General features: G+C 61.0%; 23 protein-coding genes and 1 tRNA gene. 14 read left to right on the forward strand and 10 right to left on the reverse strand.

The window, feature by feature from the left end:
• Window positions 1-3: 3 nt before the first annotated feature.
• The 5 genes from ACWCOO_RS03110 to ACWCOO_RS03130 are packed head-to-tail and all read right to left on the reverse strand — an operon-like array spanning window position 4 to window position 8902.
• Entirely contained in the window at window positions 4-2076 is a 2073-nt protein-coding gene (locus tag ACWCOO_RS03110; protein WP_446831509.1) for an AIPR family protein, read from the reverse strand.
• Complete coding sequence (locus tag ACWCOO_RS03115) at window positions 2066-3070, reverse strand: PD-(D/E)XK motif protein (protein WP_446831510.1); 1005 nt, start codon at window positions 3068-3070, stop codon at window positions 2066-2068. The genes ACWCOO_RS03110 and ACWCOO_RS03115 overlap by 11 nt, the downstream gene beginning before the upstream one ends.
• Window positions 3042-5768, reverse strand: a complete 2727-nt coding sequence (locus ACWCOO_RS03120; RefSeq protein WP_446831511.1) for a Z1 domain-containing protein — start codon at window positions 5766-5768, stop codon at window positions 3042-3044. The genes ACWCOO_RS03115 and ACWCOO_RS03120 overlap by 29 nt, the downstream gene beginning before the upstream one ends.
• Complete coding sequence (locus tag ACWCOO_RS03125; RefSeq protein ID WP_446831512.1) at window positions 5765-7237, reverse strand: ATP-binding protein; 1473 nt, start codon at window positions 7235-7237, stop codon at window positions 5765-5767. The genes ACWCOO_RS03120 and ACWCOO_RS03125 overlap by 4 nt, the downstream gene beginning before the upstream one ends.
• Before the next feature lie 24 nt (window positions 7238-7261).
• Window positions 7262-8902, reverse strand: a complete 1641-nt coding sequence (locus ACWCOO_RS03130) for a DNA cytosine methyltransferase (protein WP_446831513.1) — start codon at window positions 8900-8902, stop codon at window positions 7262-7264.
• Window positions 8903-9093: 191 nt separating this feature from the next.
• Here ACWCOO_RS03130 and ACWCOO_RS03135 point away from each other — a divergent pair, with 191 nt between their 5' ends.
• Window positions 9094-9564 (forward strand): very short patch repair endonuclease, encoded by a 471-nt coding sequence (locus ACWCOO_RS03135; RefSeq protein WP_446831514.1) that lies wholly within the window; start codon window positions 9094-9096, stop codon window positions 9562-9564.
• A 442-nt stretch (window positions 9565-10006) separates the two neighbouring features.
• On the opposite strand, the gene ACWCOO_RS03140 is transcribed toward ACWCOO_RS03135, so the two are convergent.
• Both ACWCOO_RS03140 and ACWCOO_RS03145 read right to left on the reverse strand, forming a co-directional pair.
• On the reverse strand, window positions 10007-10195 hold the full coding sequence (locus ACWCOO_RS03140) for a hypothetical protein (protein WP_446831515.1): 189 nt from the start codon (window positions 10193-10195) through the stop codon (window positions 10007-10009).
• Window positions 10196-10447: 252 nt separating this feature from the next.
• Window positions 10448-10873: a hypothetical protein gene (locus ACWCOO_RS03145; RefSeq protein ID WP_446831516.1), complete on the reverse strand. Its 426-nt coding sequence runs from the start codon at window positions 10871-10873 to the stop codon at window positions 10448-10450.
• Between the two features lie 160 nt (window positions 10874-11033).
• On the opposite strand from ACWCOO_RS03145, the gene ACWCOO_RS03150 reads away from it, so the two are divergent.
• Window positions 11034-12077, forward strand: coding sequence for a hypothetical protein (locus ACWCOO_RS03150; RefSeq protein ID WP_446831517.1), 1044 nt, complete (start codon window positions 11034-11036; stop codon window positions 12075-12077).
• 6 nt (window positions 12078-12083) lie between these two features.
• On the opposite strand, the gene ACWCOO_RS03155 is transcribed toward ACWCOO_RS03150, so the two are convergent.
• Both ACWCOO_RS03155 and ACWCOO_RS03160 read right to left on the reverse strand, forming a co-directional pair.
• Window positions 12084-12707, reverse strand: coding sequence for a hypothetical protein (locus tag ACWCOO_RS03155; protein ID WP_446831518.1), 624 nt, complete (start codon window positions 12705-12707; stop codon window positions 12084-12086).
• A 98-nt stretch (window positions 12708-12805) separates the two neighbouring features.
• Window positions 12806-13930, reverse strand: a complete 1125-nt coding sequence (locus ACWCOO_RS03160) for a TRAP transporter substrate-binding protein (RefSeq protein ID WP_446831519.1) — start codon at window positions 13928-13930, stop codon at window positions 12806-12808.
• A 99-nt stretch (window positions 13931-14029) separates the two neighbouring features.
• Between ACWCOO_RS03160 and ACWCOO_RS03165 the strand changes: the two genes are divergently transcribed.
• The 12 genes from ACWCOO_RS03165 to rpe all read left to right on the forward strand — a co-directional run bounded on the left by ACWCOO_RS03165 (window position 14030) and on the right by rpe (window position 23513).
• Window positions 14030-15046 (forward strand): VOC family protein, encoded by a 1017-nt coding sequence (locus ACWCOO_RS03165; RefSeq protein ID WP_446831520.1) that lies wholly within the window; start codon window positions 14030-14032, stop codon window positions 15044-15046.
• A gap of 94 nt (window positions 15047-15140) precedes the next feature.
• Window positions 15141-15824: a phosphate regulon transcriptional regulator PhoB gene (phoB, locus tag ACWCOO_RS03170; protein WP_446831521.1), complete on the forward strand. Its 684-nt coding sequence runs from the start codon at window positions 15141-15143 to the stop codon at window positions 15822-15824.
• A gap of 122 nt (window positions 15825-15946) precedes the next feature.
• Window positions 15947-17245, forward strand: coding sequence for a phosphate regulon sensor histidine kinase PhoR (gene phoR / locus ACWCOO_RS03175; RefSeq protein ID WP_446831522.1), 1299 nt, complete (start codon window positions 15947-15949; stop codon window positions 17243-17245).
• A complete protein-coding gene (gene phoU, locus ACWCOO_RS03180; RefSeq protein ID WP_446831523.1) occupies window positions 17242-17979 on the forward strand; it encodes a phosphate signaling complex protein PhoU in 738 nt (245 codons plus the stop codon). The genes phoR and phoU overlap by 4 nt, the downstream gene beginning before the upstream one ends.
• A complete protein-coding gene (gene pstC, locus ACWCOO_RS03185) occupies window positions 17976-18992 on the forward strand; it encodes a phosphate ABC transporter permease subunit PstC (RefSeq protein WP_446831524.1) in 1017 nt (338 codons plus the stop codon). The genes phoU and pstC overlap by 4 nt, the downstream gene beginning before the upstream one ends.
• Window positions 18993-19039: 47 nt before the next feature.
• Window positions 19040-20260 carry a phosphate ABC transporter permease PstA gene (gene pstA / locus ACWCOO_RS03190; protein WP_446831525.1) on the forward strand — a complete coding sequence of 407 codons (1221 nt, stop codon included), beginning with the start codon at window positions 19040-19042 and terminating at the stop codon, window positions 20258-20260.
• 24 nt (window positions 20261-20284) lie between these two features.
• The gene (locus ACWCOO_RS03195) at window positions 20285-21109 is read left to right on the forward strand and encodes a phosphate ABC transporter ATP-binding protein (protein WP_446831526.1); all 825 of its coding nucleotides are present in this window, start codon (window positions 20285-20287) and stop codon (window positions 21107-21109) included.
• 69 nt (window positions 21110-21178) lie between these two features.
• The gene (rplM, locus tag ACWCOO_RS03200) at window positions 21179-21613 is read left to right on the forward strand and encodes a 50S ribosomal protein L13 (RefSeq protein WP_446831527.1); all 435 of its coding nucleotides are present in this window, start codon (window positions 21179-21181) and stop codon (window positions 21611-21613) included.
• Complete coding sequence (rpsI, locus tag ACWCOO_RS03205; RefSeq protein ID WP_446831528.1) at window positions 21610-22002, forward strand: 30S ribosomal protein S9; 393 nt, start codon at window positions 21610-21612, stop codon at window positions 22000-22002. The genes rplM and rpsI overlap by 4 nt, the downstream gene beginning before the upstream one ends.
• Window positions 22003-22037: 35 nt before the next feature.
• Window positions 22038-22111 (forward strand) — tRNA-Gln (locus ACWCOO_RS03210).
• Between the two features lie 87 nt (window positions 22112-22198).
• On the forward strand, window positions 22199-22840 hold the full coding sequence (gene coq7 / locus ACWCOO_RS03215; protein WP_446831529.1) for a 2-polyprenyl-3-methyl-6-methoxy-1,4-benzoquinone monooxygenase: 642 nt from the start codon (window positions 22199-22201) through the stop codon (window positions 22838-22840).
• A gap of 7 nt (window positions 22841-22847) precedes the next feature.
• Window positions 22848-23513, forward strand: a complete 666-nt coding sequence (rpe, locus tag ACWCOO_RS03220; RefSeq protein WP_446831530.1) for a ribulose-phosphate 3-epimerase — start codon at window positions 22848-22850, stop codon at window positions 23511-23513.
• A gap of 24 nt (window positions 23514-23537) precedes the next feature.
• Here rpe and djlA read toward each other — a convergent pair whose 3' ends face one another.
• Complete coding sequence (djlA, locus tag ACWCOO_RS03225; protein WP_446831989.1) at window positions 23538-24302, reverse strand: co-chaperone DjlA; 765 nt, start codon at window positions 24300-24302, stop codon at window positions 23538-23540.
• Between the last annotated feature and the right edge of the window lie 91 nt (window positions 24303-24393).

Below are 24393 nucleotides of genomic sequence, written 5' to 3' on the forward strand. Positions count from 1 at the left end.
CTATCAATCTGCCTTGGCAAGTTCCGCTGCATACCCTTCGTCCTGCATCTTTCGGAGAGTTTCGATGGCCTTGATAGACTGCTTCTCCGTTGGAGTGCGTTGAGGTATGCGCGCCGCCACGTTCAGAATTTCCAATTCGACGGGAGACAGGAGGTCGCGTGAGCGACCCCACGCAAGTGCTTCCGCCCAGAACGATGCACCGGCCTTGAACACTGCGATTTGTGCTTGAATGCCGTTCAGTCGCCGTTGATCACGGCGCGCTCCTCGTGCCGCGTCCTGTTCCTCCTCCGGGGAGAGAAGTTCGGCGTTGATTGTTTGGGGCAACCCCACGGAAAGTAGCTTTACGCGGTCCCAACAACCTTCCTTCTTTGCCCATTCCGTCACGTTTCTGATCCCCGTTGGCGGGTCGATCAAGACATCATGAACCGGCTTGGAGACAGCGGCCAACGATTGAGCCAGCGTTGGTCCGGGTGCTTGGCGACGCCAGATCGCTTCGAAGTCAAAGACGCGGCCCTGTTCGGCGACCTCATGGGCGATCTTGGCGATCGTGTAGGCAACGATATTGGCACGGTATCCTCCCTGATACCAAGACTGTGAGGAGATTATGCGTTCGGTCGCGCGGAACACGATCGCCTTTGCCACTGCATGCCGATACCAAGCCTCGTTAAAATCGTTTGGTGCTTTGGCCCAAGCTTTACCCACTCTATACGCAAAGGCTGCGAAATTTTTCTGTGCGCCCAAGCTCACTTCATGTGGGCGTTTCTCCCAGACATTGATGAATTTTGCGAGATCTGTCTTTGTGAAGAGTTGCTTTCTCGGGTTCTCCAAATCGAACTTTTTCCGCTGGGAAGGAGTCAGGTAGCCCCGAGCATCCGCGTATTGGCCTCGTGCCCGCTCGTAAAACCATTTGCTCTGACGGAAGCTCCCGTCGGGCGATGGTGCGTGAATTCGACGTGAGAACTCCTCCAAGCGGACATGGAAGGGATGGTTGGCAAAAAAATCAGCCGCGTTAACACGATTCTGACTGTTCGCGTACTCCGAGATCCTGGGCACAAGAGTTGTTGCGTGTTCCGAGGAAACAACCGATAGCTTCATCTGCACGAAGGTGCTCGAAATGTCAACGTCGCGAAGCTTGGCTAAATGTATGGATGCGGTAGTCTGGCCACCGTTCACTATCTGGAAGTTGGTCAGTCGCCGGAGGAGCATTTGCCCCGCCGTGTTGGCGATGTCGACCGCCTCCGCCGTAGCAGTTATGCCATTGTTGTAGGCGAAGAACATTGATGCCTCGTTTTCCAGCGTCAGTCTGATCCCGCGATTCACCTTTCCTCTGGCTTGGAGGAATACTCGCACGTTCTGTTCCAAGAGACGCGCACCCCAGCGGTCGTAGATGCTCGCAAGAACTTCGCCGGGCACAACGGCAAGGTAGGACTCGTGCTGTCCATCTGTCCGCTGGGCAGGCAACACGGCAAGTGGGCCGCCGAAGTCCCTGACCAAATCGATCTCCATATCCTCCCGGGCCACGCCGGCGGTCGCGTAGGCATGAAATCTCCGGATGTCCCAAACACTGTAGGTGAGCTGTCGTCCTTCCAAGGCACCAGCCGGGCGTCCGTCAACCCGCTCACTGAGGGCGCGATTGGTAACCAAGATAAGGCGTACTTTGGAAACAATCGGCCAGCGCTGCGCAATCAAGTCAGCGAGCCCGAAGGCGGGACTGGTCTCCTCCAACGCGTCCCGCCAACGTGCGTCCAGCGCATGTGTGACGTAGTTGGACAGTCGGCGGAAAAGCGTATCCATCTCGCTTCCTGTCAAGCGCCCGACAGATGCGGACACTTGGAAGTCGAGGATGATGAGACTCAATATGCCGTTGCCATCTGATGGATCGCCACCATATCCGTCCACCCTGATCCCTTTGGCGGGCGCCCGGTAAGCAACGCGATCTGCCGTCTCAAGATCGCCTGCCTCGGCAAGCTGGTCACAGGACTTCTGAAAGAAGATGTCCTCCAGAAACTGGCCCTCGACATCGGACTCCGCATGCACATCTTGAAGTAGATTGTGCGCAAACTGCTCAAGATTCATCAGCCTCTCCGGAAATCGCATCGACTAGCGCGGCCGTTGGGACGCGGAAGCTCTCGCAGCTAGACAGACGGAGCGAATAACTCACGTCGTGAATTGCAGGTGAAACCATTGACGGTGTGATCTTCGGAAATCCGCTGGTCACTTCGTAGAGCACGTCCGATCCAATTGACCAACGCTTGTCGGTGTAGTCGTCTTCCCAATCAAAGCCGACTGCGGCGACTCGCTCCTCGAAAAGTGCCGTTGCAGACAAGTCCAGTCGCTTGATGGACGACCTGACGCGGGCCGCCAAATCGGAGATGGTCACAGAGTCGGGGAAGTCTCGGGAGGCCGCTGCGACTTCCGTCACGCTCAGGAACAGGCGAGTTGCACCTGCCAAGTCCAATTGATCGATAGACGAAATGCGGACTTCGGAGCTCTGAGGCGAGCGCGCTTTTGCCTCGATTGTGGCCAATCCGACCTCGAAGTCCTTTGGCGAACCCAAAGGACCAGTCCAACCCATTAGGGCATCCCGTGCCCCTGAAATGCCAAGGAGGTATTGCTCAATTACCCTGAATTCGCCAATTAGGCCCTTCTGCTCGTCAGCGGACAATCGACCGTCGCGGCCCGTTGTGAGCAGTCTATGCCAGCGCAACGTCCTTGCGAGATATCTTTCGTGGGCTTCGTCGGCGGTACGTGCGAGACGGGTTGCTTCAACGATATCAAGACAGAACCGATGAAAGATTTCTCGCTGTTCGCTATCCGTCAATCTGATGATGATCCGTACCCTCGTACCGTTGTCGGTAACCAACTCTTCTACTGATAGACCCTTGAGTTTCGGCAAGCGATGGGATGTGTGTGGTCTTGAACTTCGCTGCAGAATCAGAAGGTAGCGGTGCGCAGCATCGACGCCCCAGTACAAGCCCCATTCCGTCGAACCTGTGCCCGGTATCCGTCGAGCGCTGATCTGACTTCGCGCGACGGATATTTCAATGTCCGCCCAAGGATCGTTGGTCATCGCTCTCATCGAACTCGTCATCGGCGTCGTCGTCATCGCCGTATTGTTCACGGTACCAAGTCGTGTTGACGACATACTTGACCTGGCTTTTCGCAACGCTTGTCTTCGGGAAACTGATACTCCAGGCGGCAATCGGACTTGACTGACTGAGATCTTCCTCTTTTTTTCCGATGGCAAGCAAGTGAATTACCAAGAGCGGCTTGCTGCGAACGCGCGTGTATATCCAGTCTGGATAGTTTGCAGCTTCCTTCTCACGCGGCCTGCGCGAGTCGTACTCTTGCTCTGCAGCGGAAGCTTCCTCTTGCGTGAGCCCTACCCTCGTAATCCCTCGCGAACTCACCCGGTGTTTGCTGGTCACCTTCAACATCAACTCGTCGCTTCCCTTTCCGGGTGCTCGACGCTGGCACACGAGTCCAAATCCCAGCCTCTCATCAACAGGCAAGCGCGACGTAGGGACTTGACGACCAGCGAACAGCACGTCCCAAGCGCTTAGTTCGCTCATAGCTCGCAATCTGATATATCGACGAATCGGTTCAGTATGGGTTTTCAGGGAATTTGGGTGGTTCCTGAACGCGCAGAGAAACGCATCAACCACGGAGACTGGCACGTCGCGCACCAAGCGACCACCGCTCATTGGTTCTCCGTCCGAGGGAGCCAAATCTAGACTCCGCATCTCCTCCGCCATTTGCTCCACAGCACACAGATTGTTGCTGATTGATTCCTCGTCTCTAAGCAGAATGGCTGTTTCGACAAACTGGTTCGCAAGATCAATGAGAACCGTGTGGGGTCGACCAGTACCCATCTTGTTACGTGCGGTGACCACCAGCGTATCAGGATGACTGCGCACCTTGAGTCCGAAGTCCCTTGGAGTCAAGTTGGCGCTCTCCATGCGCGTCAACGTGTCCCGAAGCTCCTCAATGGAGTCGGCGATGTGTTCGTACCACCCTTGGGCCTCTTCGGGCATCCACACCCGACAAAGGTCATCGTAACCGGCCCGATATCCGAACCATCGTCCCATCTGGAACAAAGTGTCGTACATCAAGGACCGGCGCAGGAAGTAGCTGACTGTTAGCCCTTCGAGAGTGAGTCCGCGCGAAAGAGATAGTCCGCCAACAGCGATTACGTTCAGGCCCGTCCGTTCGTTCTGGGCATAGTCGAGCGACCCAGGCGCTTGGCTGTTGACCTCGACGACTTTTACCGCACTTGCGCTCGCATGAAGTAGGGGTTGAACTTTCACCCAATCCAAGCCACACGTATCTTCGTACTCTTCTTGGAACACACGGCTCAGTTCTGCCAACTCCGGATCGCACAATGCGCGATGCGGCGGCTTTGATCCATTTACACGAATGCTAGAACGAACACTCTCCAAAAGAGTCTGTATCTCATTGCGAACTTGCCTTTGCACTGCCACGAATCGCGAAACGTTCACGAGCATTGAGTTATGAGCATGCGCATGCCCGCGTGCAAGTCTGATCGCACGTGCCAGTATGAAGGCACGCATAGCGTCACGAAGACTATCCGGCAAGGCCGCAATCACATGGTCAATTCGGTGGGATGTTGGCAGGAGATCGGCGTAATCCTCAAGATCCTTTACAACGCGTCCATCCTCTCGAAAAACCTGGGAAGGCCCAAAGTAGTTTGTTGGGGCATCGAGACTTACCATGAAGTCGCGGGGGAACAGATCGTGTGCAACCATCTGATCCTCCGTGTCGGGATCGATGAAGATGTTTGCAAAGGGCGTCGCTGTGTAGCCAACGTAGCAGCTTCGCTCGAATAGATTTAGCAATTCGCGAATTTGTCCGTTGATCCGCGAAACTTCATCCATGCGCGTTTGTATGTTGATAGACGCATTGTCAGCCTCGTCGTCGATCAAGAGCATCGGTTCGCTAATCGTGTCAGTTCCGAGCTTTGCGTTGTGCGTCCGCAACCAGTCGATCAAGTTGCGTAGCGTACTCACGTTTTTCTTTATGACGAAGACAGCGGGTTCCTTGAGATTCTGCAGCGGAACATTCAGGCTCTCGGCGATGCCCTTGTGGAAGTCCCTGCAGGATGTCGTGAACGCCGCAGGTTGACGCTGCGCGTTGTACCGTCCAACGCCAATCTTGTTTCGCTTGGTCAGCTTGTTGCCCGCAGCGGCCAAGCTGCTGAACCCGATGAATCCCTCGTCGACGCGCCGTTGCGTCTGATCACGAAGCTTGTTTTGCAATCCTGCGATGATGATAATCACCCGATATCCCGCATCTGCGGCCTTGGATATAACGCCGATGTAGTTCGCGGTTTTGCCAGACTGGACATGGCCCATGACCATTCCACGCCGATCCCATCTGCCGGTCTTGTGCGGGTTCTCCAGCAGTCCCAATATCCGGTCGGTAACGTTGCTCAGCCCCCCCAGAACCTGGCCGGATAGTCCCTTTCCCGTCATGAGTTGTCGGTATCGGTCCCAGTAGTAGTAGTCGATCTCTGAACGAGCGGTGTCTAGCCATGGCTCGAACTCCGGGTCTGTCAACGCTGCGCCATCCGTCATCCGGACACCGTGAATCTCTTCGAATTTGATTGCCAACTGCTCAGCTTGCGCGTCCGTCACGTTGGGGCAGGCTGGACGAGCTTCTGCAATGATCTCCCGTATTCTGTCCTGCGATGGTGACTCTTGCGCCAACAGCGCCTGAACCATTATCTGGAGCGTATCAAGTTCGCTCATGCGGGGTCCGTCTTTTCTTCTGCGAGTCGTTCGATAATCGTTAAGGTCCTATCCCAGTCGGTCCGGAATGGTGCCGCCGAGCGCATCCGCTCTTTGATTTCACGGGACGACAACTTCTGTGCTTGAAGAATTTTCCACATCGTAGAGATTATTGTCTCAAGATCTTCGTTCCTGATTGCCGGCGACCCCACAGCATGCGGACTTGCGCTGACGTCGACATGCAGGGCTTCGACGGGCAACGCCGCGGCGAGAAACCTCAAAATGCGCTCGAATTCGTTCGCGCGTTCCTCGGAGAGGGCGTCATGCAATGCAGTGATCAATGGGTGTTCCCCATTGATTTCGTATGAGATGCGGCCCTTGTCCTGTATGCGTGTCCATGCTGGCAGGCGGCTCTTCGCCGCCAGCTTTGTGCCCTTCCCTGTGTAGGTGCGGCGTGATGGAATGCCCATCTTTTCGATAATCCTGCTCAGTCGTGCTCGAACTACCGCGGGTGGTTGGGCCGATGCCTTTCTGACATCGATCTTCCACTCCGCATCCAGCGTATTCGGGAGGTCGATCCCGACGCGCGCAAGCTTAGTGAGTTCGAGTTGTCGAGCCAGACCGAACCAGGTTCCATGCAGAATCATCCTTCGATTTCGATAAAGATAGAAGCCTTGGTTACGGACGTACCCTTCCGGTCCAGCGAGTCGCTCCCAGTCTTCTTTGGAGACCTTGGCGTGATGCGGCAAGGTTACGGGCCAAATCCTGATCGTTTTGCCGTTAAGGCTGAATATCTCCTCCGGGTGATGCTGTGTCGCAAGGTGGTTTGCATTGAAAGGATCGAATGCACGGAGTTGATGACCGTTTAGCGACATCGCCACCCTGTTGCCACCTTGGCCCGCAAGGAAGCGGTGGAACACGAACTCAAGGTGCGTTGCTGTTTCGTCTAGCTGACGCACCAAGTCTTGTCGGTGGGTCTTAGCGTCCGCATCGACCAGACGGTCCAGCTTTTCCCAGATTACGAGTGTACCGTCTGAGGACAAGCGCGTTGCCCACCGCGTGCGGGAGATATCATGGTCGCTCGGGATTTCGACAACCCACTTGTCTCTTGCCGCGACCTTGTCGAGATCCCATGTGGCGCAAGACGTTACTCCATCTTTCCTTGTCCGCACGGTCAAGCGCCGACATTGCGAGAATGAAGCAGTCTTCAGCCCTAGCCCGAAGCGCCCGAGATCATCGGCATGGCGCTGCTCCAAGGGACTTCGGCTGCCCGGCCTCATCGCATTGAGTAGTTCTTGCCGCGTCATTCCGAAGCCGTCGTCGAGAACACCAATTGCGGGAAATTCGTCATGTGTATCTGCGAGCAACTCGACTTTCCGAGCGCCTGCCGTAATCGAATTGTCGATGACATCAGCGAGAGCCGTCCGAAGGGAGTAACCCATATCGCGAAGGCTTTCTGCAAGCGCGGATGCCCTTGGCTCCAACTCCATTTCGTGTGTGTGTTCCATCGGATTTCAGGAAACAAGGGGAGTTCGTGTCGTAACCGCCCGAGAACGATTGCCCACATGCCGGCCTTGTCGAGTCCGGCGAGAGGTGGTTAGGTCAACATGTTCGATGAGATTTGCAACCTGTTCCGCGATTTGCAACGCCAAGTACGGCGGCACAGCGTTGCCGACTTGCACGTACTGCTGGGTCCGGCCACCGTGGAAGAGGTAGTTGTCCGGGAATGTCTGCAATCGGGCAGCTTCCCGGACTGTCAGGCTCCGACACTGGCCAGGGTCCGGATGAATGAAGTAGTGTCCATCCTTCGCAATGTGGCTGGTGATCGTTGTTGCAGGGGCATCAGACAGCTGAACTCGAAAGCGGTCAGCAAACTTGCCGCTAGTCCAGTTCGCATGCTTCGGTGCCAGATCAGTTGGAAAGTCTCTTGATTTGGGTGATTTCCCGAACGTGCTCGCAAACGCAGCGGCGAACAGATAGCGACCAAGATCCTCTTGAATGTGTCCCCTGGTTTCGTTGTTGGGCAGCCTCGCCAGATTCTTGTCGCACAGCCAGTCTCGAAGGTTGTCGGGACATGACTCCGCGCATCCCGTCGGGCCATATTTGCCTTCATCACGAAAGGGCAGTGGTGCACTTGTGGCGGACTTCATAGCCAGATCCAGTGTGCGCCGGAAGTTCTCTTCTTGACTTTGGGACATCGCGGGCAAGTGTCTGCCAACCAAAGTGTGAGCGTTCCTAATGGCGTCTTGCCACGACTCCGCATCATCCGCGCGGCTAAGCTTGCTGCGAAGCAGCGGCATGGGGCCCACTACGTCGCTCACCGTGACTGGAGCCGCCGCGGCCTTTAGCTTGGGCAATATACTGTGGGGAAGTCTGTTGGAAATGTCGCTCCGAATGCAGATTACGAAGACCCGGTGACGTCGCTGTGGCACACCATGCTCTTCTGCGCGGACCAGGAAGTCTTTTGGGGCGAGGCCATCGGCCCACGAGAAAATTCCGGTTGTTGGTGAAAGCGCGAACAAGTCGTATCGCCCCCTTCCCCCGGCGTTCTTTAGTGCATCCATTACGTCCTCGAACACAGGCTTGGCGTTGTGTCGAGCTGAGAGAATTCCCTTGACATTCTCCATCACTGCGACGGTGGGCTGGAGCCACGCGAGTGCTTTCGCATACTCCTTGTAGAGGGACAGCCGCTCATCAGTGTCCATGTTGTAGCTGGGATTGCCCGCATTTCTGGCACGACCCGCGACCGAATATGACTGGCAGGGGGGCCCCCCGAGCAGGACTGTCCTGCCCGCATATTTCCGGCGAATCGCACTAACTCTATTGCGTACCAGGGAAGCCGCCAAGTCTGTCCCGAGTTCCACGCGCGGGGTCTCGTGGCAGGCTTCCTTCCACTGCTTGGGGTAGAGCGTTGCCCAGTCGGGTTCCTCCGGCATAAGTCCGTTCAGAAATGCGTAATACTCCTCTGGAAGTCCTAATTCGAACTTCTGGAGAAATGCACGCAGCCGCAGTGTGCGATGGGCTGCGGCTTCCTTTTCTATTGACAGCACAATTCTGTAGCGGCGGCGTCCGTCCTTCCTGTTCGGCGCTGCAAATCCCTCCGCCAGTCCTCCAGGCCCGGAAAACAGATCGATTACAGGAACGACGTCGCTCATGCTCGCCTGAATGCGCCCGCACCGTTACCGCCAATGGCGAGGCGCCGCCGGACTTGGCGGTGTCGCTTAAGTAAGCCTCCCGATCCTGAACGACAGAGCATGCGTACGCTCCGAGGCGGCACTTGATCTCGTAGCTCATCTCGCCTGAAATGGGAGCTTGTGCGAGTTTGGACGTATGAGAACCACAGCAGATGGCCGATGTAGTTGATAGGTCGACCCGGTCTCGAATGATGGCGGGCATATCTGCCAAAGACACCGTGCCCGAACGCGCCCTCCGGCGGGAACTTCATGCACGTGGGTTCAGATTCAGAATTCACGTCCGCAATCTTCCTGGAACCCCTGATATTGTTTTCCCGCGCTACAGTGCCGTCTGCTTCGTGCACGGTTGCTTCTGGCACCGTCATCCGGGTTGTCCATATGCGACCATGCCAGCCACCAGGCCGGATTTCTGGAATGCCAAGTTCAAGGGAAACATCAAGCGGGATCAGCGCTCGAAGAGTACGCTCCTAGAGGCAGGTTGGCGAGTCGCAATAGTATGGGAGTGCTCGCTTCGGGGCAACGGGCTTGCGGCAACAGCACGCGGTGTGGAGCGATGGCTTGAATCCGGCGCTCGTGAGTACGAGACTAGTTCTGCAGAGACGGCAAGTGTGGAGCAGCCATAGTAGCGTGTGTCTGTTGGAGTGAGTCACCCGGTCGAAGCTGGAAGGCTTAGCCTGCCACGGATGCGCTGGCCTGCTGGGTGCCGCGCTTGAGTTGGGAGTTGTCCTCGGGGTAGGCGTGGGGTGCTGTGATGCTGGCACCCATGCGCTTCCGTTCCCCGCAGCTTGGCAGGAAGCCCTGCGGCTTACGTTCCGTAGATCAAATCATGGCAGCAAAGAATTCCGCATCAAGGCCGTGTGCCACGCTAGGCTGTGGTGTGTTCGCTGTGGAGCATTTCGAGCGTGTTTGCTTCTGCATCGTTCAGTTCAAGGGGGCGATGCTATCTTTGTGCGCATATCCAAACCCATCCGCGCCTTGGTCGGTTTTGCAATGGTCGTGACAAGTAGCATCCTGTCTGTGGGGCGCTGACGCATCGGTCCGCCTTGGTTTTCTCGTGCCGCCGTCTCAACTAAACACACCCTTCGAGCACGGGTAGTCGTTTGCGGTGTTGTATTCCATGCTCTCGCCGGAGCAGCCGCAGCGGATGGTTTGCGCGTCGATGGCGCGACCCTGCACGGTATTGAATGCCGCGTTGCGATGCTTGCCGTAAACGGGAGCCTTGTATGTGCGGTAACACCGTAGGATACCGCACAAGCTTGACCGCCTACTGCGGCCTGTTCCACATCCTCATTCCGTTCATCAAGATACGCTTGGGCGGCTTACAGGGTCTTGAGCAGCAACTTGCCCAGTTCCGGCACTAGGCGGGCTTGAAGTGTTACGCTGCCATCACTCTAGCGCCGGAATTCGAGGTAGCGCTGCTTGTGAATGGCATCGTCCTGCTCCCGTGCCCGCTGCACCCGCCCAAACGCCCGCTGAAGCGGGTCTGGTTCGGCATCATTCGCACAATCAATCGCTGGGGCGGCGGCGCAGGCGTTGCGCGAGTCTGCCAGGTAGCCTGGCCAAGTAACGCAGGATATTAGTCAGGTACAGCAGGGCAAGCACGATCCAGCCCAGTGCGGCGCCGAACAGCGTGTTTAGAGGATGGGGCAGAGGTTGATCAAGGAGCCAGAAGAATAATGACACCGGCACGCAAATCACCGCTGTAGCCCCTGCCAACTCCGGGTCCCGCCGACGGATCAGCAGGAAGGCGAGCGCCAACGGAATGCCCAGCAGCCACAGGAGCCCCATGTGTGACCAAAGCATACGTACCAAGAAGAAAGGTCCGGGATACCGGATGCCGCCAGACAGAACGGAGAATAAGGTAAGCACGACTGCCAACGCCAGCGGCAGCCACAATGCGCCCACCAAAGTCCGACCAAGCAATGCCCACATACTTCTAGTCTAGCGTCCCAGCGCACTGCACGATGGTGCGGCTGATGCACGATTTTGGTGTGCGCCCTGGTGCGAGTTGGCCTCGCGTCCGCGCGCGGGGCTTTGCGGGAAAGCGCGGCGGAGGTTAGGCTTTGGCTCGAACCCGCAAGAGGAGAAAGAGATGCGCGCACTTGCCGTGGCTATTGCATTGGCCGTGCTGGCTTTGCCGGCCGGCGCCACCAATTCCAGACCGGAGCTTGTCAAGGTGCTTGAGGATCTCATGGAGTGGTTGCCGGGGGAGTACAGCTCGCTGCCGCAGGTGTTTCTGGAGCGGGGCCTGGGCGCGCCGCCGGATGGCGAGCATGAAGTCTTCTACCGGGTCTTTGCGGAAATCGAAGCTCCGCACCTGGCAGAGCATGTGATCTACACGCAGATCAGGCTGGATAGCGATGACGGCCCGCTGTTCCCAGGCCAGCAAGTGGTGTTCCTGATTGGCATTGATGAAGAGGCCGGGGCGGTTTCCATTTCCGGGCGGCGCATCAAGGATCCTCACCAGTTCGTGGACGCGCATCTGCGCCCCGAGGTCTGGCCCGACATCCAGCCGGATCCCAATTACGGCGGTAATTGCCCCTTCAATTGGCGCCGGCATGGCAAGCAACTACGCGGCCTGCTGGGGGAGTTTGGCGAATGCACAATGGTGTCGAAGAACACCGGCCACAAGATGACCTGGGACGCCGAATGGATACTCAACTCCGAGGAACTGTGGATACACGACAACGGGTACCTGGAAGACGGTTCGCTTATTTCCGGGCGGCTCGACCAGACGCATTTGCGGATGTACAAGGCACAGCGTTACGAGTGCTTTGCCGCATTGCAGCTTGGCGAAGGCCGCAATCAGGTAATCAACCCGTTCTTCATGCATGACCGGGGCGACACCTTCACGATCAGCACCGACGAGCCCGAACCGCGCGAGCTGCACCTCGAATTTCTGACCTCCTTGTGGCCGTCGAATTCCGGGCGCAACTTCGTCGATCTGATGCGCCTGACGCTGCATGACGGAATGCCCGGCGAGGCTTCGCAAGACAACGTGGTCGGCGTCGCCTGGGCCACGCCGGAGAGCGGCCGCGTCGGCTTCACGACGGAGTGGGCCTCGGCCCGCTGCAAACTGGCCGACCCGGCCGACCCCCGATTTATCGAAGCGATGCGCTGGAAGGGCGAAGACTGAGGCGCGCTAGCCCGCCCCGGAACTCGCTTTGCGGACGCGCGTGAGCCAGATGGCGGTAACCAGGAAATACGCCTGCATCAGCAGTGACAAGTTCCACTCGATGATGTTCTGGAAGGCATCCTTGTCGTCCATGTAATTCATTACCGGAATGCTGGCGGTGCCGAATCCCAGCATCGCCAGGCAGCCGGCTTTTTTCAGGCGCGTGGTCCAGGGCGGCGCAAAGACCTCCAGGCGGCGCAGCACCATGAGTTGCGCAATGAGCGTCAAGCCGAAGTAAAGGATCGTTCCGAAGCGCCGCAGCAGGAAGTAGATATCCCCCTCGCTGCCCAGAAACGCGGTGTAGAGCAGCAGAAACGCCGCCCCTCCGGTGCCCACGGTCACCGCTATTGATGCCGGCTGCCCGCTGCTCGCGGAGATCAGCTCGGACATGCGCCGCCAATACAAGGTCAGCAGGGCCGCCGAGCACAGCATGCCCGCCTTGAACAGGAAGTAGCTGAACCCGTGCCTTCCGGTCGAACTGATCGAGGTGCATCCCTCGATATAGGGCACGCACTCCACGACATGGCCCTGCGCATTCGAAATCAGATAGCAGAGGTTCACGGTCAGCGTAGGCACCAGCGCGGTCAGCATCGCGGTCCGCGCCGTGCCGTGCCTGGGCATGACCGTCATGTTGAGGCGGGGGTTGGGGGTGCTGCCGGGCGGCGGAAAGGAACGCGAGCGCCGCCGTGTCAGGAGTCGCGGGCGCTCAGGTACGAGCCTTCGGATATGGCTTGCCAGTCCGCAATCCCTGCCTGAAATTCGCGGTACGACTTGAGTATTCTTGCGGCCAGCGGGTTGGCGGCGCCGAACTCGTCGAGAATCCCGTTGGCGGCCTCGCGCAGGCCACGCAGCACCTCGTCGGGAAAACGCCGCAACTGCACCCCGTGCCGCTCCACCAGAACGCGCAAGGCCTGGACGTTGCGGGCCATGAATTCCGACAGCATCTGGTGATTGACTGCCGTGCAGGCGGTCTGTACGAGCTTCTGAAGATGATCGGGCAGCGCCTCCAGCGCCTCGCGGTTGATGATCACTTCGATGGCGCCCGCCGGTTCATGCCAGCCCGGGAAATAGTAGTAGGGAGCCGCCTGGTAGAGCCCCAGCGGCAGGTCGTTGTAGGGGCTGGACCACTCGGTGGCGTCGATGAGCCCCGTTTGCAGCGCGGTGAACAGTTCGCCGGCCGGCAAGTTCACCACGGTGGCGCCCAACCGCCGCAACACGTCGCCGCCCAGCCCCGGCATGCGAATCTTCAGGCCCGAGAAATCGTCCATGGAATGAATTTCGCGGCGAAACCAGCCGCCCATCTGGGCGCCGGTGTTGCCGCCGGGAAACGGAATCAGCCCATACGGCGCATAGCACTCGCGCCACAGCTCCATACCGCCGCCATAGGCCATCCAGGCATTGAATTCCGCCGGCAGCATTCCGAACGGGTAGCCCGTGAATAGCTGTGTCGCCGGCGCTTGCCCCTTCCAGTAGGCCGGCGCCGAATGGCCCATCTCCACGCTGCCGCGCGACACCGCATCGAACACCTCAAACGCCGGCACCAGTTCGCCGGCGGCATACACCTGTACGCTGAGCTGCCCGCCCGATGCCTCGCGCAGCGTGTCGGCCAGGGTTACCGCGGTGGTCCCGAATCCCGGCAGTCCCGGTGGCCAGGCCGTTACCAGTCGCCAGCGGAAGCGCGCGCCGGCCGTTGCGCCGCGGGAAGCTGCTGCGGGCTGCCCGCCACTATCCGCACCCGGGCCGCAGGCGCTCACCGCCGCTCCGGCTGCTCCGGCGGCAAGCATTTGGAGGAAGCGTCGGCGCGGTGCGGACATACGGTTCTCGGGCAGTGGCAGGCGGCAAAGAATAACGCAGGCGCGGCCTGATCCGTAAATCGCAGTGGTGTGCGCACGGGCTTTCGCTATCATTGCAGCATGAACGCCACGAATCCGCTCGCGCCCGGCAAGACTCAGGGCGATGCTTTGGTCGGTCCTCTGGCTGCGGTAACCGTAGTGACCGACGACATGTCCAACTGCCGCCGCTTCTATTGCGAATTGATGGGGCTGCAGCCGACGCCGGACGCCATTCCGCAACAAGCGCGCGCGCCGCTCGCGCGCCTTTGGGGACTCGCTGATGCCGGCGACTGGGAACACACCCTGTATCAGCAGCCCAACAGCCCTGACATGCCCTTCCTGCGCGTGCTCGGGGTGTCCGGTCAACGCCCGGCTGTGCGGCCTGGCATGAACGCTTTGCTTGAAGGTGGACTGGCCGTAGGCTTTGCCTGCGCCGACATGGCGGAATTGATCGCCAAAGGCGACAGTATGGGCTTCGGAACCGTAGCGGGCGTGACCCGCATTCCGCTGCATCGGCCGGACGGCTCGCCCTACGAAGCCCTGGAAACCCATCTGCGTGCGCCGGATGATGTCTATGTGCTTGGCATCGCCCGGCCCTCCGACCTGGCGCCCATCTGTCCCATCGCCGAGGGCAGCCTCACCGGCGGGCCCGCGTATTCGAGCCAGGTCATCAATAACGGCCAGCGCAGCCTGGATTTCTACACCGAAGTGCTGGGCTACGAGGTGCGGCGCGATATCCAGTTGCCCTCGGAAGGGCCCACCGGCGGTCTGCTCGACGTGCCGCCGGGTTCAAACATGCGTTTCCTGCAGGTGTTCGCCCCGGGCTCCGAAAGCCGCTACCTGGTGTTCCTCGACTGGTTCGATGTGGGAGTAGAGGCGGTTGCGCCCTCGCAGCCGCCGAACCGCGGCATGGTGATGTGGTCGTTCATGACCACGGATCTCGACGCGGTGCTGCAACGCGCGGAAACATTCGGGGCAGAGCGGCTGGGCGGGCCAGCAGTGGTTGAAGAGGGCGCTTTTGGCGGCGTAACCCGGCGCGCAACGCTGGCCGCTCCCAACGGCTTCGCAATAGAGCTGGTCGAAGAATCCGATAGCTGAGACGGCCTTGACAACAAGGCCTGCTGCCGCGGGCTTGCGGCCTTGCGCAAGCCCGCATAGTGCCGGCGCGATGGTGGCATAATTTTTCGGCGATATGCGGCCGGACATCTTGGTAGTCGAAGACGAGAGCGCCATTCGCGGAATGCTGGCGTTCAATCTGCGCCGCGCGGATTTCGATGTGCGCGAGGCAGAGGATGCCGAAGCAGCCCGCAAGGCTATCGGCGAGAAGCTGCCCGATCTGGCCATCATCGACTGGATGCTGCCTGACGGCAGCGGGCTGGAGTTGACGCGCTGGATCAAGCGCACCCCGGAAACCCGCGACATCGCAATCATCATGGTAACCGCGCGGTCGCAGGAGCAGGACAAGATTTCCGGCTTGAGCAGCGGCGCGGACGACTACGTCACCAAACCGTTTTCCAGCCGCGAACTCTTGGCACGCATCAATGCGGTGCTGCGCCGCACCCAGAATACCGGGGAAGAGACGATTACGCGCGGCCGGCTGACGCTGAATCCGGTGAGCCATCGGGTGACCTCCGAAACGGGCGCACTGGCGCTCGGCCCCACCGAATTTCGCCTGCTGCGCTTGTTCATGGAACGGCCCGAGCGTGTGTTCAGCCGCGCGCAGTTGCTGGACCGCGTTTGGGGGCCCGCGGTTTTCGTGGAAGACCGCACTGTGGACGTGCATATCCGGCGGCTTCGCCAGGCACTGGAACCGCACGGGGCGGCGGGTTACGTGCAAACCGTGAGAGGCGCGGGTTACCGTTTCTCATTACACTAGCCTCCCTTTAGCGCGCTGCAAGCGGGAAGGCTGGGGGCCAGGGCGCGGGAGGTAAGCGTGGTGAGCATTGCAAGTATGTCCGGGCCAGGTGGCGGATAACGCTGCTGAAGCCCATGGAGCCCTTGGCGCGAAAACTGACGGCGCGCATCCTGCTGCGCATGGGTGGGTGGGCTGCCCTGGCGGCCATTGCGGGCTGGCTGGCGGTGGACGAACCCGTGGCCGGCGCTCTGGCCGGCGCCGTGGTAGCGCTGCTGTGGGAGCTGTCGGTTCACGCGCGCGCCGCGGCCAAGCTGGCGCAGCAGTTCGATTCGGAGGACTGGGCATCGGGCGGTTTTTCGTTTGCCGAGCTGCCCCAGCAGGTCAGCGCGCTGGAGAGCCGCACCGAGCAGGCAGAGCGCCGGCTGCGCACCGTGCTCAAGGCGCTGCGCAGCACCGCTCGCGCGTTTCCGGATGCGGCGGTGGTCTTGAACGATCAATCGGAAATCGTGGTAAGCAACCGCCAGGCCAGGCGGCTTCTCGGAGTTCGCCGTCGGCTGGACCGCGGGCAACCGATTCTGCACCTGATTCGCAACCCCGAATTCAAGGATTGGCTCGATGGCGGCGGCAAGGGGCGGGTGCGTTTCAAGTCGCCCGCCGGGCCGGATTCCTGGCTGGAGGCGCAGCAGGTTCCTTATGCGGAGAAGCAGTTTCTGCTGCTGGTGCGGGATGTGACCACGGCGGTGCTGGCCGACAAGACAAGGGCGGATTTCGTGGCCAATGCCTCGCATGAACTGCAAACGCCTCTGACTGTGCTGTCGGGCTACCTGGAAACGATGGAGGAGGATGCGGCTCTGGCGCAACGCTGGCGCGCGCCGCTAAGGGATATGTCGGTGCAGTGCGGCCGCATGACCCGACTGGTCCGTGATCTGCTTGAATTGTCGCGCCTGGAATCCTCGAACCAGGCGCCCGCCTTCGAGCCGCTGGATATGCGCGGCCTGCTGGACGACGCGGTCCAGGTGGCGAAGGCCCGCGCGAACGGTGAATTGGTCATTCGCACCGAGCTCAAGAGCGAACGCCCGCTGTTGGGCGATGAGGCTGAAATTCGTTCCGTGGTCGGCAATTTGGCCAACAACGCTGCCGCATTCACGCCGGGCGGCGGCAAAATCGTGCTGCGCTGGACAGTCGGCCGCGGCGGCGGGCGCCTGAGCGTGTCCGACACCGGTATCGGCATCCAGGAGGAACACCTGCCGCGCCTTACGGAACGGTTCTACCGGGTGCGGGGCGAGGGCAGTCCGGCCGTGCCCGGCACCGGTTTGGGGCTGGCTATCGTCAAGCATGTGCTTAATCGCCATGGCGGTAGCCTGCATATTGAAAGCCGCCCCGGAGCAGGGAGTACATTTACCTGTCACTTTCCGTCTATGCGGATCGGCGACAAGCCATGACGCCGGAGCCCATAACCTCGCGCACCTCCCGCCGCTACGACGAAGCGCTGGAGCGGCTGCGCGCGCAAGTTCTGCAGATGGGCGGTATCGTGGAGGAGAACTTGCGCAGCGCCATTGAGGCCATCGTCACCGGCGATAGCGTAAAGGGCCTTGAGGTCTCGAAGGCCGACGAAAAAATCAATGCCCTGGAGGTGGAGATCGACGAACACAGCCGCAATCTGCTGGCCACGCGGGCGCCCAGCGCGGGCGACCTGCGCCTGGTGTTCGTCGTGATCAAGGCGATCACGGAACTCGAACGCATCGGCGACGAGGCGAAACGAATCGGTGTGCTGGCCGCCAGTTTGGCGGCGCAGAGCCGCGAGCGGAGCCGTTACGGGGAACTCACCGCGCTGGCATCGCATGTGCAGCGCATGCTCAGCGAGGTTCTGGACGCTTTTTCGCGCGGCGACGCCCGCTATGCGCTTGCCGTTATCAAGCAGGACAAGCGGGTGGATGCGGAGTACGAGAATTTCGCGCGCCGCTGCGTGGGGATGATGATGGAGGATGCGCAAGGCGTGCAGCGTTTTATCGACTTGTCGTGGGTCGCGCGCCGCCTGGAAAGGATCGGCGACCACGCCACCAATATTGCGGAATACGTGGTGTACCTGGTGCACGGCGCCGATATTCGGCACACCAGCATGCGGGAAGCGCTCAAGAGGGTCGAAAGCAAGACCGATTCCGCCGGCGCGCCGTGACTGCGTTGGCATTTCTGCTGGCCGCGCTGGCGATGGGCGCCTGGGCGGTGCTGGCGCTCAAGCGCATCGGGCCGGGTCTGCGGGCGCGCGACGGCGTTGAGCGCGTGCTGCAGTGGTGCATTCTGGCGGCCAGCGCGGCGGCCATTCTCACCACCCTGGCCATCGTGCTTTCGATTCTCTTCGAAGCGCTGCGGTTCTTTCAGCGCGTGCCGCTGGGTGAGTTCCTGTTCGGTCTCGAATGGAGTCCGCAAACGGCGATGCGCGAAGATCAGGTGGGTTCGTCAGGCGCGTTCGGCGCCGTTCCGCTGTTAACGGGAACGCTGCTTGTGGCCGGCATTGCAATGCTCCTGGCCGCGCCTACAGGAATCATGATCGCCGTCTATCTGTCGGAATATGCGCAACGGCGAACGCGCGTACTGTTCCGGCCGCTGCTTGAAGTTCTGGCCGGGATCCCCCCGGTGGTTTATGGATATTTCGCGGCGCTTGTCGTGAGCCCCGCATTGCGTACTTTCAGCGATAGCCGGGCGGGGCAGGCCCTGGGGCTGGATCTCGGCGCCGATATCGCGCTTGTCGCCGGCCTGGTATTGGGGATCATGATTGTTCCCATGATTTCCTCCATTTCCGGCGAGGTTATAGGAGCGGCGCCGAAATCGCTGCGCGAGGCCTCGTTGGCGGTGGGCGCGACACGCTCCGAGACCATGCTGCGGGTGGTGCTGCCGGCGGTATTCCCGGGAATCCTGGCGGGTGTATTGCTGGCCGCGTCGCGGGCCATCGGCGAAACCATGATCGTGCTCATGGCCGCTGGTCTGGCCGCCAACCTGACTTTCAATCCGCTGGACACGGTCACCACCATGACGGTCCAGATCGCCACACTGCTGACCGGCGACCAGGAATTCGACAGCGCCAAGACCCTGGCGGCCTTTGCCCTGGGGCTGATGCTGCTCGTCGTCACAACGCTGCTGAATTTGGTGGCTGCAACGGTGGCGCGGCGCTACCGTGCGCAATACCCGTGATTTCGCGGCCTCCCCTCGGAGTCCGCAAACGGCGCCGCCGGTCCGCCATGGAGTGGCTGTTTCGCGCCTGGGGCGCTGCCTGCGTACTGATCGGGCTGGGCTTCCTGCTGATCATCCTGGGCAGCATTGCCAGCAAGGCCTCGAAAGCCTTCACGCAAACCTACATCACGCTCGAAGTGAACCTGGACCCCGCGCTGCTGTTCTCCGCCGGCGAACCGGACAGCAGTTCCATAGCGCAGGCCGACTATGATCGCGTCCTGCGCGATGCCTTGTCCTCGCTCTTCCCGGAAGTGCGCACCCCGCGCCAGCGGCGTGCCTTGTATGCGTTTGTGAGCTTGCGTGCCCCCTACCAGATTCGCGACATGCTGGTGGAAAACCCCATTCTGCTGGGCCGGCGGATCGAGCTCTCGGTGCTCGCGGACGACGCGCTGGACATGTGGGTGAAGGACGGCGCAAACCGTCAGCGGGCCCGCGCGGGGCTGTCCCCGCAACAGTTGCAATGGGCCGAATCGCTGCTGGAGCGCGGACTACTGGAGCGCCGCTTCAATAGCGTGTTCTTCACTTCGGGCGATTCCCGTGAACCCGAAATGGCGGGCATATTGGCTGCCGTGAAGGGCAGCGCCTACATGCTGGTGCTGACCCTGCTCGTCGCTTTTCCCCTGGGCGTGGCGTCGGCCGTTTACCTGGAGGAATTTGCGCCGCGGAACCGACTGATCGAGTTGGCCGAAGCGAACATCAACAGCCTCGCTGCCATGCCAAGCATCATTTTCGGACTACTGGGGCTGGCGCTGTTCATCAACCTGTTTCAAATGCCGACCTCGGCGCCGGTGGTGGGCGGTCTGACGCTCGCGCTGATCGCCTTGCCGAACGTGATCCTGTCCGCTCGCGAGGCGATCGCAATGGTGCCCAAGTCCGACAGGGAGGCGGCGTTGGCGTTGGGGTCATCGCGCGTCCAGATGGTGGTCCACCATGTGCTGCCGCAAGCCGCGCCGGGCATTGCTGGGGGCGCGGTCGTGGCCCTCGCCCGGGTGGCCGGGGAAGCAGCGCCCCTGCTGATGCTTGGCATGGTCGCTTTCCTCGTGGACCCGCCGCTTGGATTCTCGGACCCGTCTACCGCGTTGCCGGTACAGATTTTCATGTGGGCCGGCAGGCTGGAACCAGCGTTTGTGGAACGCACGGCGGCAGCCATTCTGGTTCTCCTGGCGTTTCTGCTGGCGCTGAACCTTGTCGCTGCGCTGCTGCGGTCGCGGTCTCGCCAACCCGGGTAGCATGCGGCGCTGTAGGATTGCGCGGTGAACGCAGCGGACAAGACGCCAGCGGACGGGTCGCAACCGGCCGTGGCCGGGAACATCGAGACCGACGACCCGATCATCCGCGTGCGGGGCTGCAACGTCTATTACGGCGCGGTACATGCCCTGAAGAATATCGATCTCGATATCGGACGCCGCGAAGCGATTGCCCTGATTGGAGCGTCCGGTTCCGGGAAATCCGCTTTTCTGCGCTGTCTGAACCGCATGAACGACACCGGCGACCCGGTGCGCGTGGAGGGACGCATCGAGCTCGGAGGCGAGGATATCTATGGGCCGAACATAAGCGTGGAGACGCTGCGCGCGCGCGTCGGGATGGTGTTCGCGCGGCCGGTTCCGTTTCCCAAGCCGATATACGAAAACGTGGCCTACGGCCCGCGCATACACGGACTGGCGCGCAATCGAGCCGAACTGGACGCCATCGTGCGCGAGAGCCTGGACCGCACGGGATTGTGGGAAGAACTGCGTGGCCGCCTGCAGGAGCCGGCCATGACGCTCACCACCGGTCAGCAGCAGTGTTTGTGCATTGCCCGCGCCATAGCCGTGCAACCGGAAGCGCTACTCATGGACGAACCGTGTTCGGCGCTGGACCCCCTGGCCACGGCGCGCGTCGAAAACCTCATCGACGAACTGGCGGAGGAGTTGGCCGTGATCGTCGTCACGCAGTCGAAGCAGCACGCGGCGCGAGTCGCGCAGCGCACCGCCTATTTCCACGAGGGCTCGTTGGTGGAAGTGGACGCCACCGACAAGATATTCACCAACCCGGCCCATCACCTCACTGAAGACTACCTGACCGGACGCTTTGGTTAGGCGCAGGCCGATAGTGTAAAATTTCGCGGCTTCGCGCCCGCTGGGCGCCTATTCGATTTACGCTAGAACATGCGCACCGTTTCCGCAAAACCCGGACAAGTAAAGCAGGACTGGTTCCTGGTGGATGCTTCCGGCCGCACTCTGGGGCGGCTGGCCACCGAACTGGCCATACGCCTGCGCGGCAAGCACAAGCCCGAATACACACCGCACGTGGATACCGGCGATTTCATCGTGGTGATCAACGCTTCCAAGGTGCGCGTGACGGGTGACAAGCTGAACCAGAAGACGTATTACCGCCATACCGGCTACATCGGCAACCTCAAGTCCGCACCGCTGAAGAAGGTGCTTGAGCACACGCCCGACCGGGTGATTCGTTCCGCTGTTCGCGGCATGCTGCCCAAGAACAGCCTGGGACGCGCGATGCTCAAGAAGCTCAAGGTATATGCCGGCCCCGAGCACATGCATGCGGCCCAGCAACCCGTGCTGCTGGAGATCAAGGCGTGAGCGGGGAAGTCTATTACGGCACCGGCCGGCGCAAGACATCGGCCGCGCGCGTCTATATGAAGCCTGGCGCTGGTCAGGTTACCGTGAACAAGCGTCCGCTGGACGAGTTTTTCGGTCGCAAGACGGCGCGCATGATCGTTCATCAGCCGTTGAAAGTGGCCGGCATGGAAGGCCGCATGGACGTTACCGTTACGGTTCGCGGCGGCGGCACTACCGGCCAGGCTGGCGCCATACGTCACGGGCTGGCGCGCGCGCTGCTGGCATACGACGAGCACCTGCGCCCCAAGCTGCGGGCGGCCGGCTACGTGACCCGGGACGCGCGCAAGGTGGAGCGCAAGAAGGTGGGCCTGAGAAAGGCGCGCCGCGCCACCCAATACTCCAAGCGCTGATTGCTTCGGGCGCGGCCCCGTCTCAGGCACGCGAGTGGGGGATCGTCTAGCGGCAAGACATCGGACTCTGACTCCGAGAACCCAGGTTCGAATCCTGGTCCCCCAGCCACGTCTGATTCGCCCCTCCGAAGTGATAGCATGATTCCCATCGCGGGGCTATGGCCCGGACTGACGAGATGCGCGGGTCAAGGCAGCCATGTCTGACAAAGAACGTTCCATAGGCGATCAGGTTCTCGAGGAAATCGGGCACGCGCTGCGCGTTTGCGCCGGCGAATCGGCGCCTGCCGCCGACAATCCCGCAGGCGATGCCGAAGACTCCGAACACTTGCCGCAGGAGCGCGAACTGAGCGGCCGCCTGATGCGCGTGAACCACGCCGGCGAGGTGTCCGCCCAGGCGCTATACCGAGGACAGGCCCTCGTGGCACGCAAGGACAGCTTGCGCCGGACTCTGCTGCAGGCCGCCGAAGAGGAAGGCCGTCACCTGAAGTGGTGCGAGGACCGAATCCGCGAACTGAACGGCCGCCGCAGCTTTCTGACCCCGCTTTGGTACGCCGGTTCGTTCGGCATCGGCGCGCTGGCCGGTTTGTTCGGCGACCGCAAGAGCCTCGGTTTTCTGGCGGAAACCGAGGCTCAGGTCGAAAGCCACCTGGAGGGTCATCTGGACGAGTTGCCCCGCTCGGATACTCGCAGCCGCAAGATACTCGAGCGCATGCGCGAGGATGAAATCCGACACGGTCGAAAAGCTCAGGAAGCCGGGGGAGACCCCCTGCCCGAGGCCGCGCGCGCGGCCATGCGGCTGGTATCGAAAGCGATGACAACCACCGCGCGCTACGTTTAGCGCAGCCATGAAACGCGCCCGCATCGCCCCGTCCATACTGTCGGCCGATTTCGCCCGCCTGGGCGAAGAAGTGGAAGCCGTGCTGGAGGCCGGCGCCGACCTCATCCATTTCGACGTGATGGATCAACACTACGTGCCCAACCTCACGGTGGGACCGCTGGTATGCCGGGCCTTGCGCGAGCGCGGTATCAAGGCGCCTATCGATGTGCATTTGATGGTTTCGCCCGTGGATGCGCTGGCGCAGGCCTTCGCCGAAGCCGGCGCCAGCATCGTCAGCTTTCATCCCGAAGCCAGCGGCCACGTGGATCGCACTATCGCGCTGATTCGCGAGCAAGGCTGCCGCGCGGGCCTGGCATTCAATCCGGCCACGCCGCTGGATTGGCTCGATCACACCCTGCATGCACTCGACCTGGTGCTCATCATGTCGGTCAACCCCGGCTTCGGCGGCCAGCAGTTCATTCCGCAAAGCCTGAACAAGATCGCCGCCGCCAGGAAACGCATCGCCGCATCGGGGCGCGATGTCTGGCTGGAGGTGGACGGCGGCGTGAAATCCGAAAACATCGCCGAAATCGCAGCGGCGGGCGCCGACACCTTCGTGGCCGGCTCGGCCATCTTCGGCGTCGCCGATTATTCCAGTGCGATTAGCGCAATGCGCCGCGCCCTCGGCGAGTGACGCGGTGCTCGCTGGCGCCCTGGCTTAACGAATGCCCCGGCTTTCCTTGATGCGCTCGTAGGCGCGGTTGACTTCCCGAGTCCGTTCCCGGGCTCGTTCCATCATGGCCTCCGGAAGACCGCGGGCCACCAGCTTGTCCGGGTGGTTTTCCTTCATAAGACGCCGGTAGGCGGTCTTGATCTCCTGATCGCTGGCGCTTGCTTGCACTCCCAGCGCGCGATAGGCGTCGCCCATTGGCTCGGCGCGTGCCGGCCCGGCCCGGCCGTTGCCGCCCGCGAAGCCGAAGCGCAGACGGGCCTGCGCCTCGAGCTGACTGACATCCCATTGAGAAAGACCTAAAGCGGCGCCGATGCGGTTCAGCACCGCGCGCTCGCCGCCGGTCACGTCACCTTGAGCGAAAGCCACGAAGAATTGGGTATGCAGGAAGAACTGGCGCAACAGCGGCTGTCCGCGGCAGGCGGCGTTCATGCTCGCCAGCTCGCCCTCGAGATCGAAATCCGGTGCCTTGCCTTCGTTGAAATAGGCGATCGCCTGCTGCATCTGGGCGGGGTTGAGCCGCATTTCCCGCATGACCTGGCGAGCAGCCTGAATCTCTTGCTCGCTTACGCGCCCGTCGGCCTTGGCGATATGTCCCATGACGCGGAAGGTGGCCGCAAAGAAGACTTGCCGCCGGTTTGCTGCGCTGCCTGTTCCGCTGGTATGGAACACGCCCACCCTGCCGGCCAGACTGCGGTCCGCCATGTGGCCAAGAAGCAGCCCCAGGAACGCCCCCGGCAGGCTACCGAACATCAAGCCGAGGATGAAACCAGCGGTTTTTCCGAGCAAATGGAGATGCATGGGGAGGGCTCGTTTGCGCTTGTTGCAGGCGGGTGTCGGGGTA

The organism is Candidatus Foliamicus sp. (assembly GCF_965221325.1).
GTDB lineage: Bacteria > Pseudomonadota > Gammaproteobacteria > Steroidobacterales > Foliamicaceae > Foliamicus.

What these genes read in the sequence shown, in the direction of transcription:
- ACWCOO_RS03110 (WP_446831509.1), bottom strand. Translation starts at nt 2,076, where the DNA reads ATGAATCTTGAGCAGTTTGCGCACAATCTACTTCAAGATGTGCATGCG.
- ACWCOO_RS03115 (WP_446831510.1), bottom strand. Translation starts at nt 3,070, where the DNA reads ATGACCAACGATCCTTGGGCGGACATTGAAATATCCGTCGCGCGAAGT.
- ACWCOO_RS03120 (WP_446831511.1), bottom strand. Translation starts at nt 5,768, where the DNA reads ATGAGCGAACTTGATACGCTCCAGATAATGGTTCAGGCGCTGTTGGCG.
- ACWCOO_RS03125 (WP_446831512.1), bottom strand. Translation starts at nt 7,237, where the DNA reads ATGGAGTTGGAGCCAAGGGCATCCGCGCTTGCAGAAAGCCTTCGCGAT.
- ACWCOO_RS03130 (WP_446831513.1), bottom strand. Translation starts at nt 8,902, where the DNA reads ATGAGCGACGTCGTTCCTGTAATCGATCTGTTTTCCGGGCCTGGAGGA.
- ACWCOO_RS03135 (WP_446831514.1), top strand. Translation starts at nt 9,094, where the DNA reads ATGGCCGATGTAGTTGATAGGTCGACCCGGTCTCGAATGATGGCGGGC.
- ACWCOO_RS03145 (WP_446831516.1), bottom strand. Translation starts at nt 10,873, where the DNA reads ATGTGGGCATTGCTTGGTCGGACTTTGGTGGGCGCATTGTGGCTGCCG.
- ACWCOO_RS03150 (WP_446831517.1), top strand. Translation starts at nt 11,034, where the DNA reads ATGCGCGCACTTGCCGTGGCTATTGCATTGGCCGTGCTGGCTTTGCCG.
- ACWCOO_RS03155 (WP_446831518.1), bottom strand. Translation starts at nt 12,707, where the DNA reads ATGCTGACCGCGCTGGTGCCTACGCTGACCGTGAACCTCTGCTATCTG.
- ACWCOO_RS03160 (WP_446831519.1), bottom strand. Translation starts at nt 13,930, where the DNA reads ATGTCCGCACCGCGCCGACGCTTCCTCCAAATGCTTGCCGCCGGAGCA.
- ACWCOO_RS03165 (WP_446831520.1), top strand. Translation starts at nt 14,030, where the DNA reads ATGAACGCCACGAATCCGCTCGCGCCCGGCAAGACTCAGGGCGATGCT.
- phoB (WP_446831521.1), top strand. Translation starts at nt 15,141, where the DNA reads ATGCGGCCGGACATCTTGGTAGTCGAAGACGAGAGCGCCATTCGCGGA.
- phoU (WP_446831523.1), top strand. Translation starts at nt 17,242, where the DNA reads ATGACGCCGGAGCCCATAACCTCGCGCACCTCCCGCCGCTACGACGAA.
- pstA (WP_446831525.1), top strand. Translation starts at nt 19,040, where the DNA reads ATGGAGTGGCTGTTTCGCGCCTGGGGCGCTGCCTGCGTACTGATCGGG.
- rplM (WP_446831527.1), top strand. Translation starts at nt 21,179, where the DNA reads ATGCGCACCGTTTCCGCAAAACCCGGACAAGTAAAGCAGGACTGGTTC.
- coq7 (WP_446831529.1), top strand. Translation starts at nt 22,199, where the DNA reads ATGTCTGACAAAGAACGTTCCATAGGCGATCAGGTTCTCGAGGAAATC.
- rpe (WP_446831530.1), top strand. Translation starts at nt 22,848, where the DNA reads ATGAAACGCGCCCGCATCGCCCCGTCCATACTGTCGGCCGATTTCGCC.
- djlA (WP_446831989.1), bottom strand. Translation starts at nt 24,302, where the DNA reads ATGTTCGGTAGCCTGCCGGGGGCGTTCCTGGGGCTGCTTCTTGGCCAC.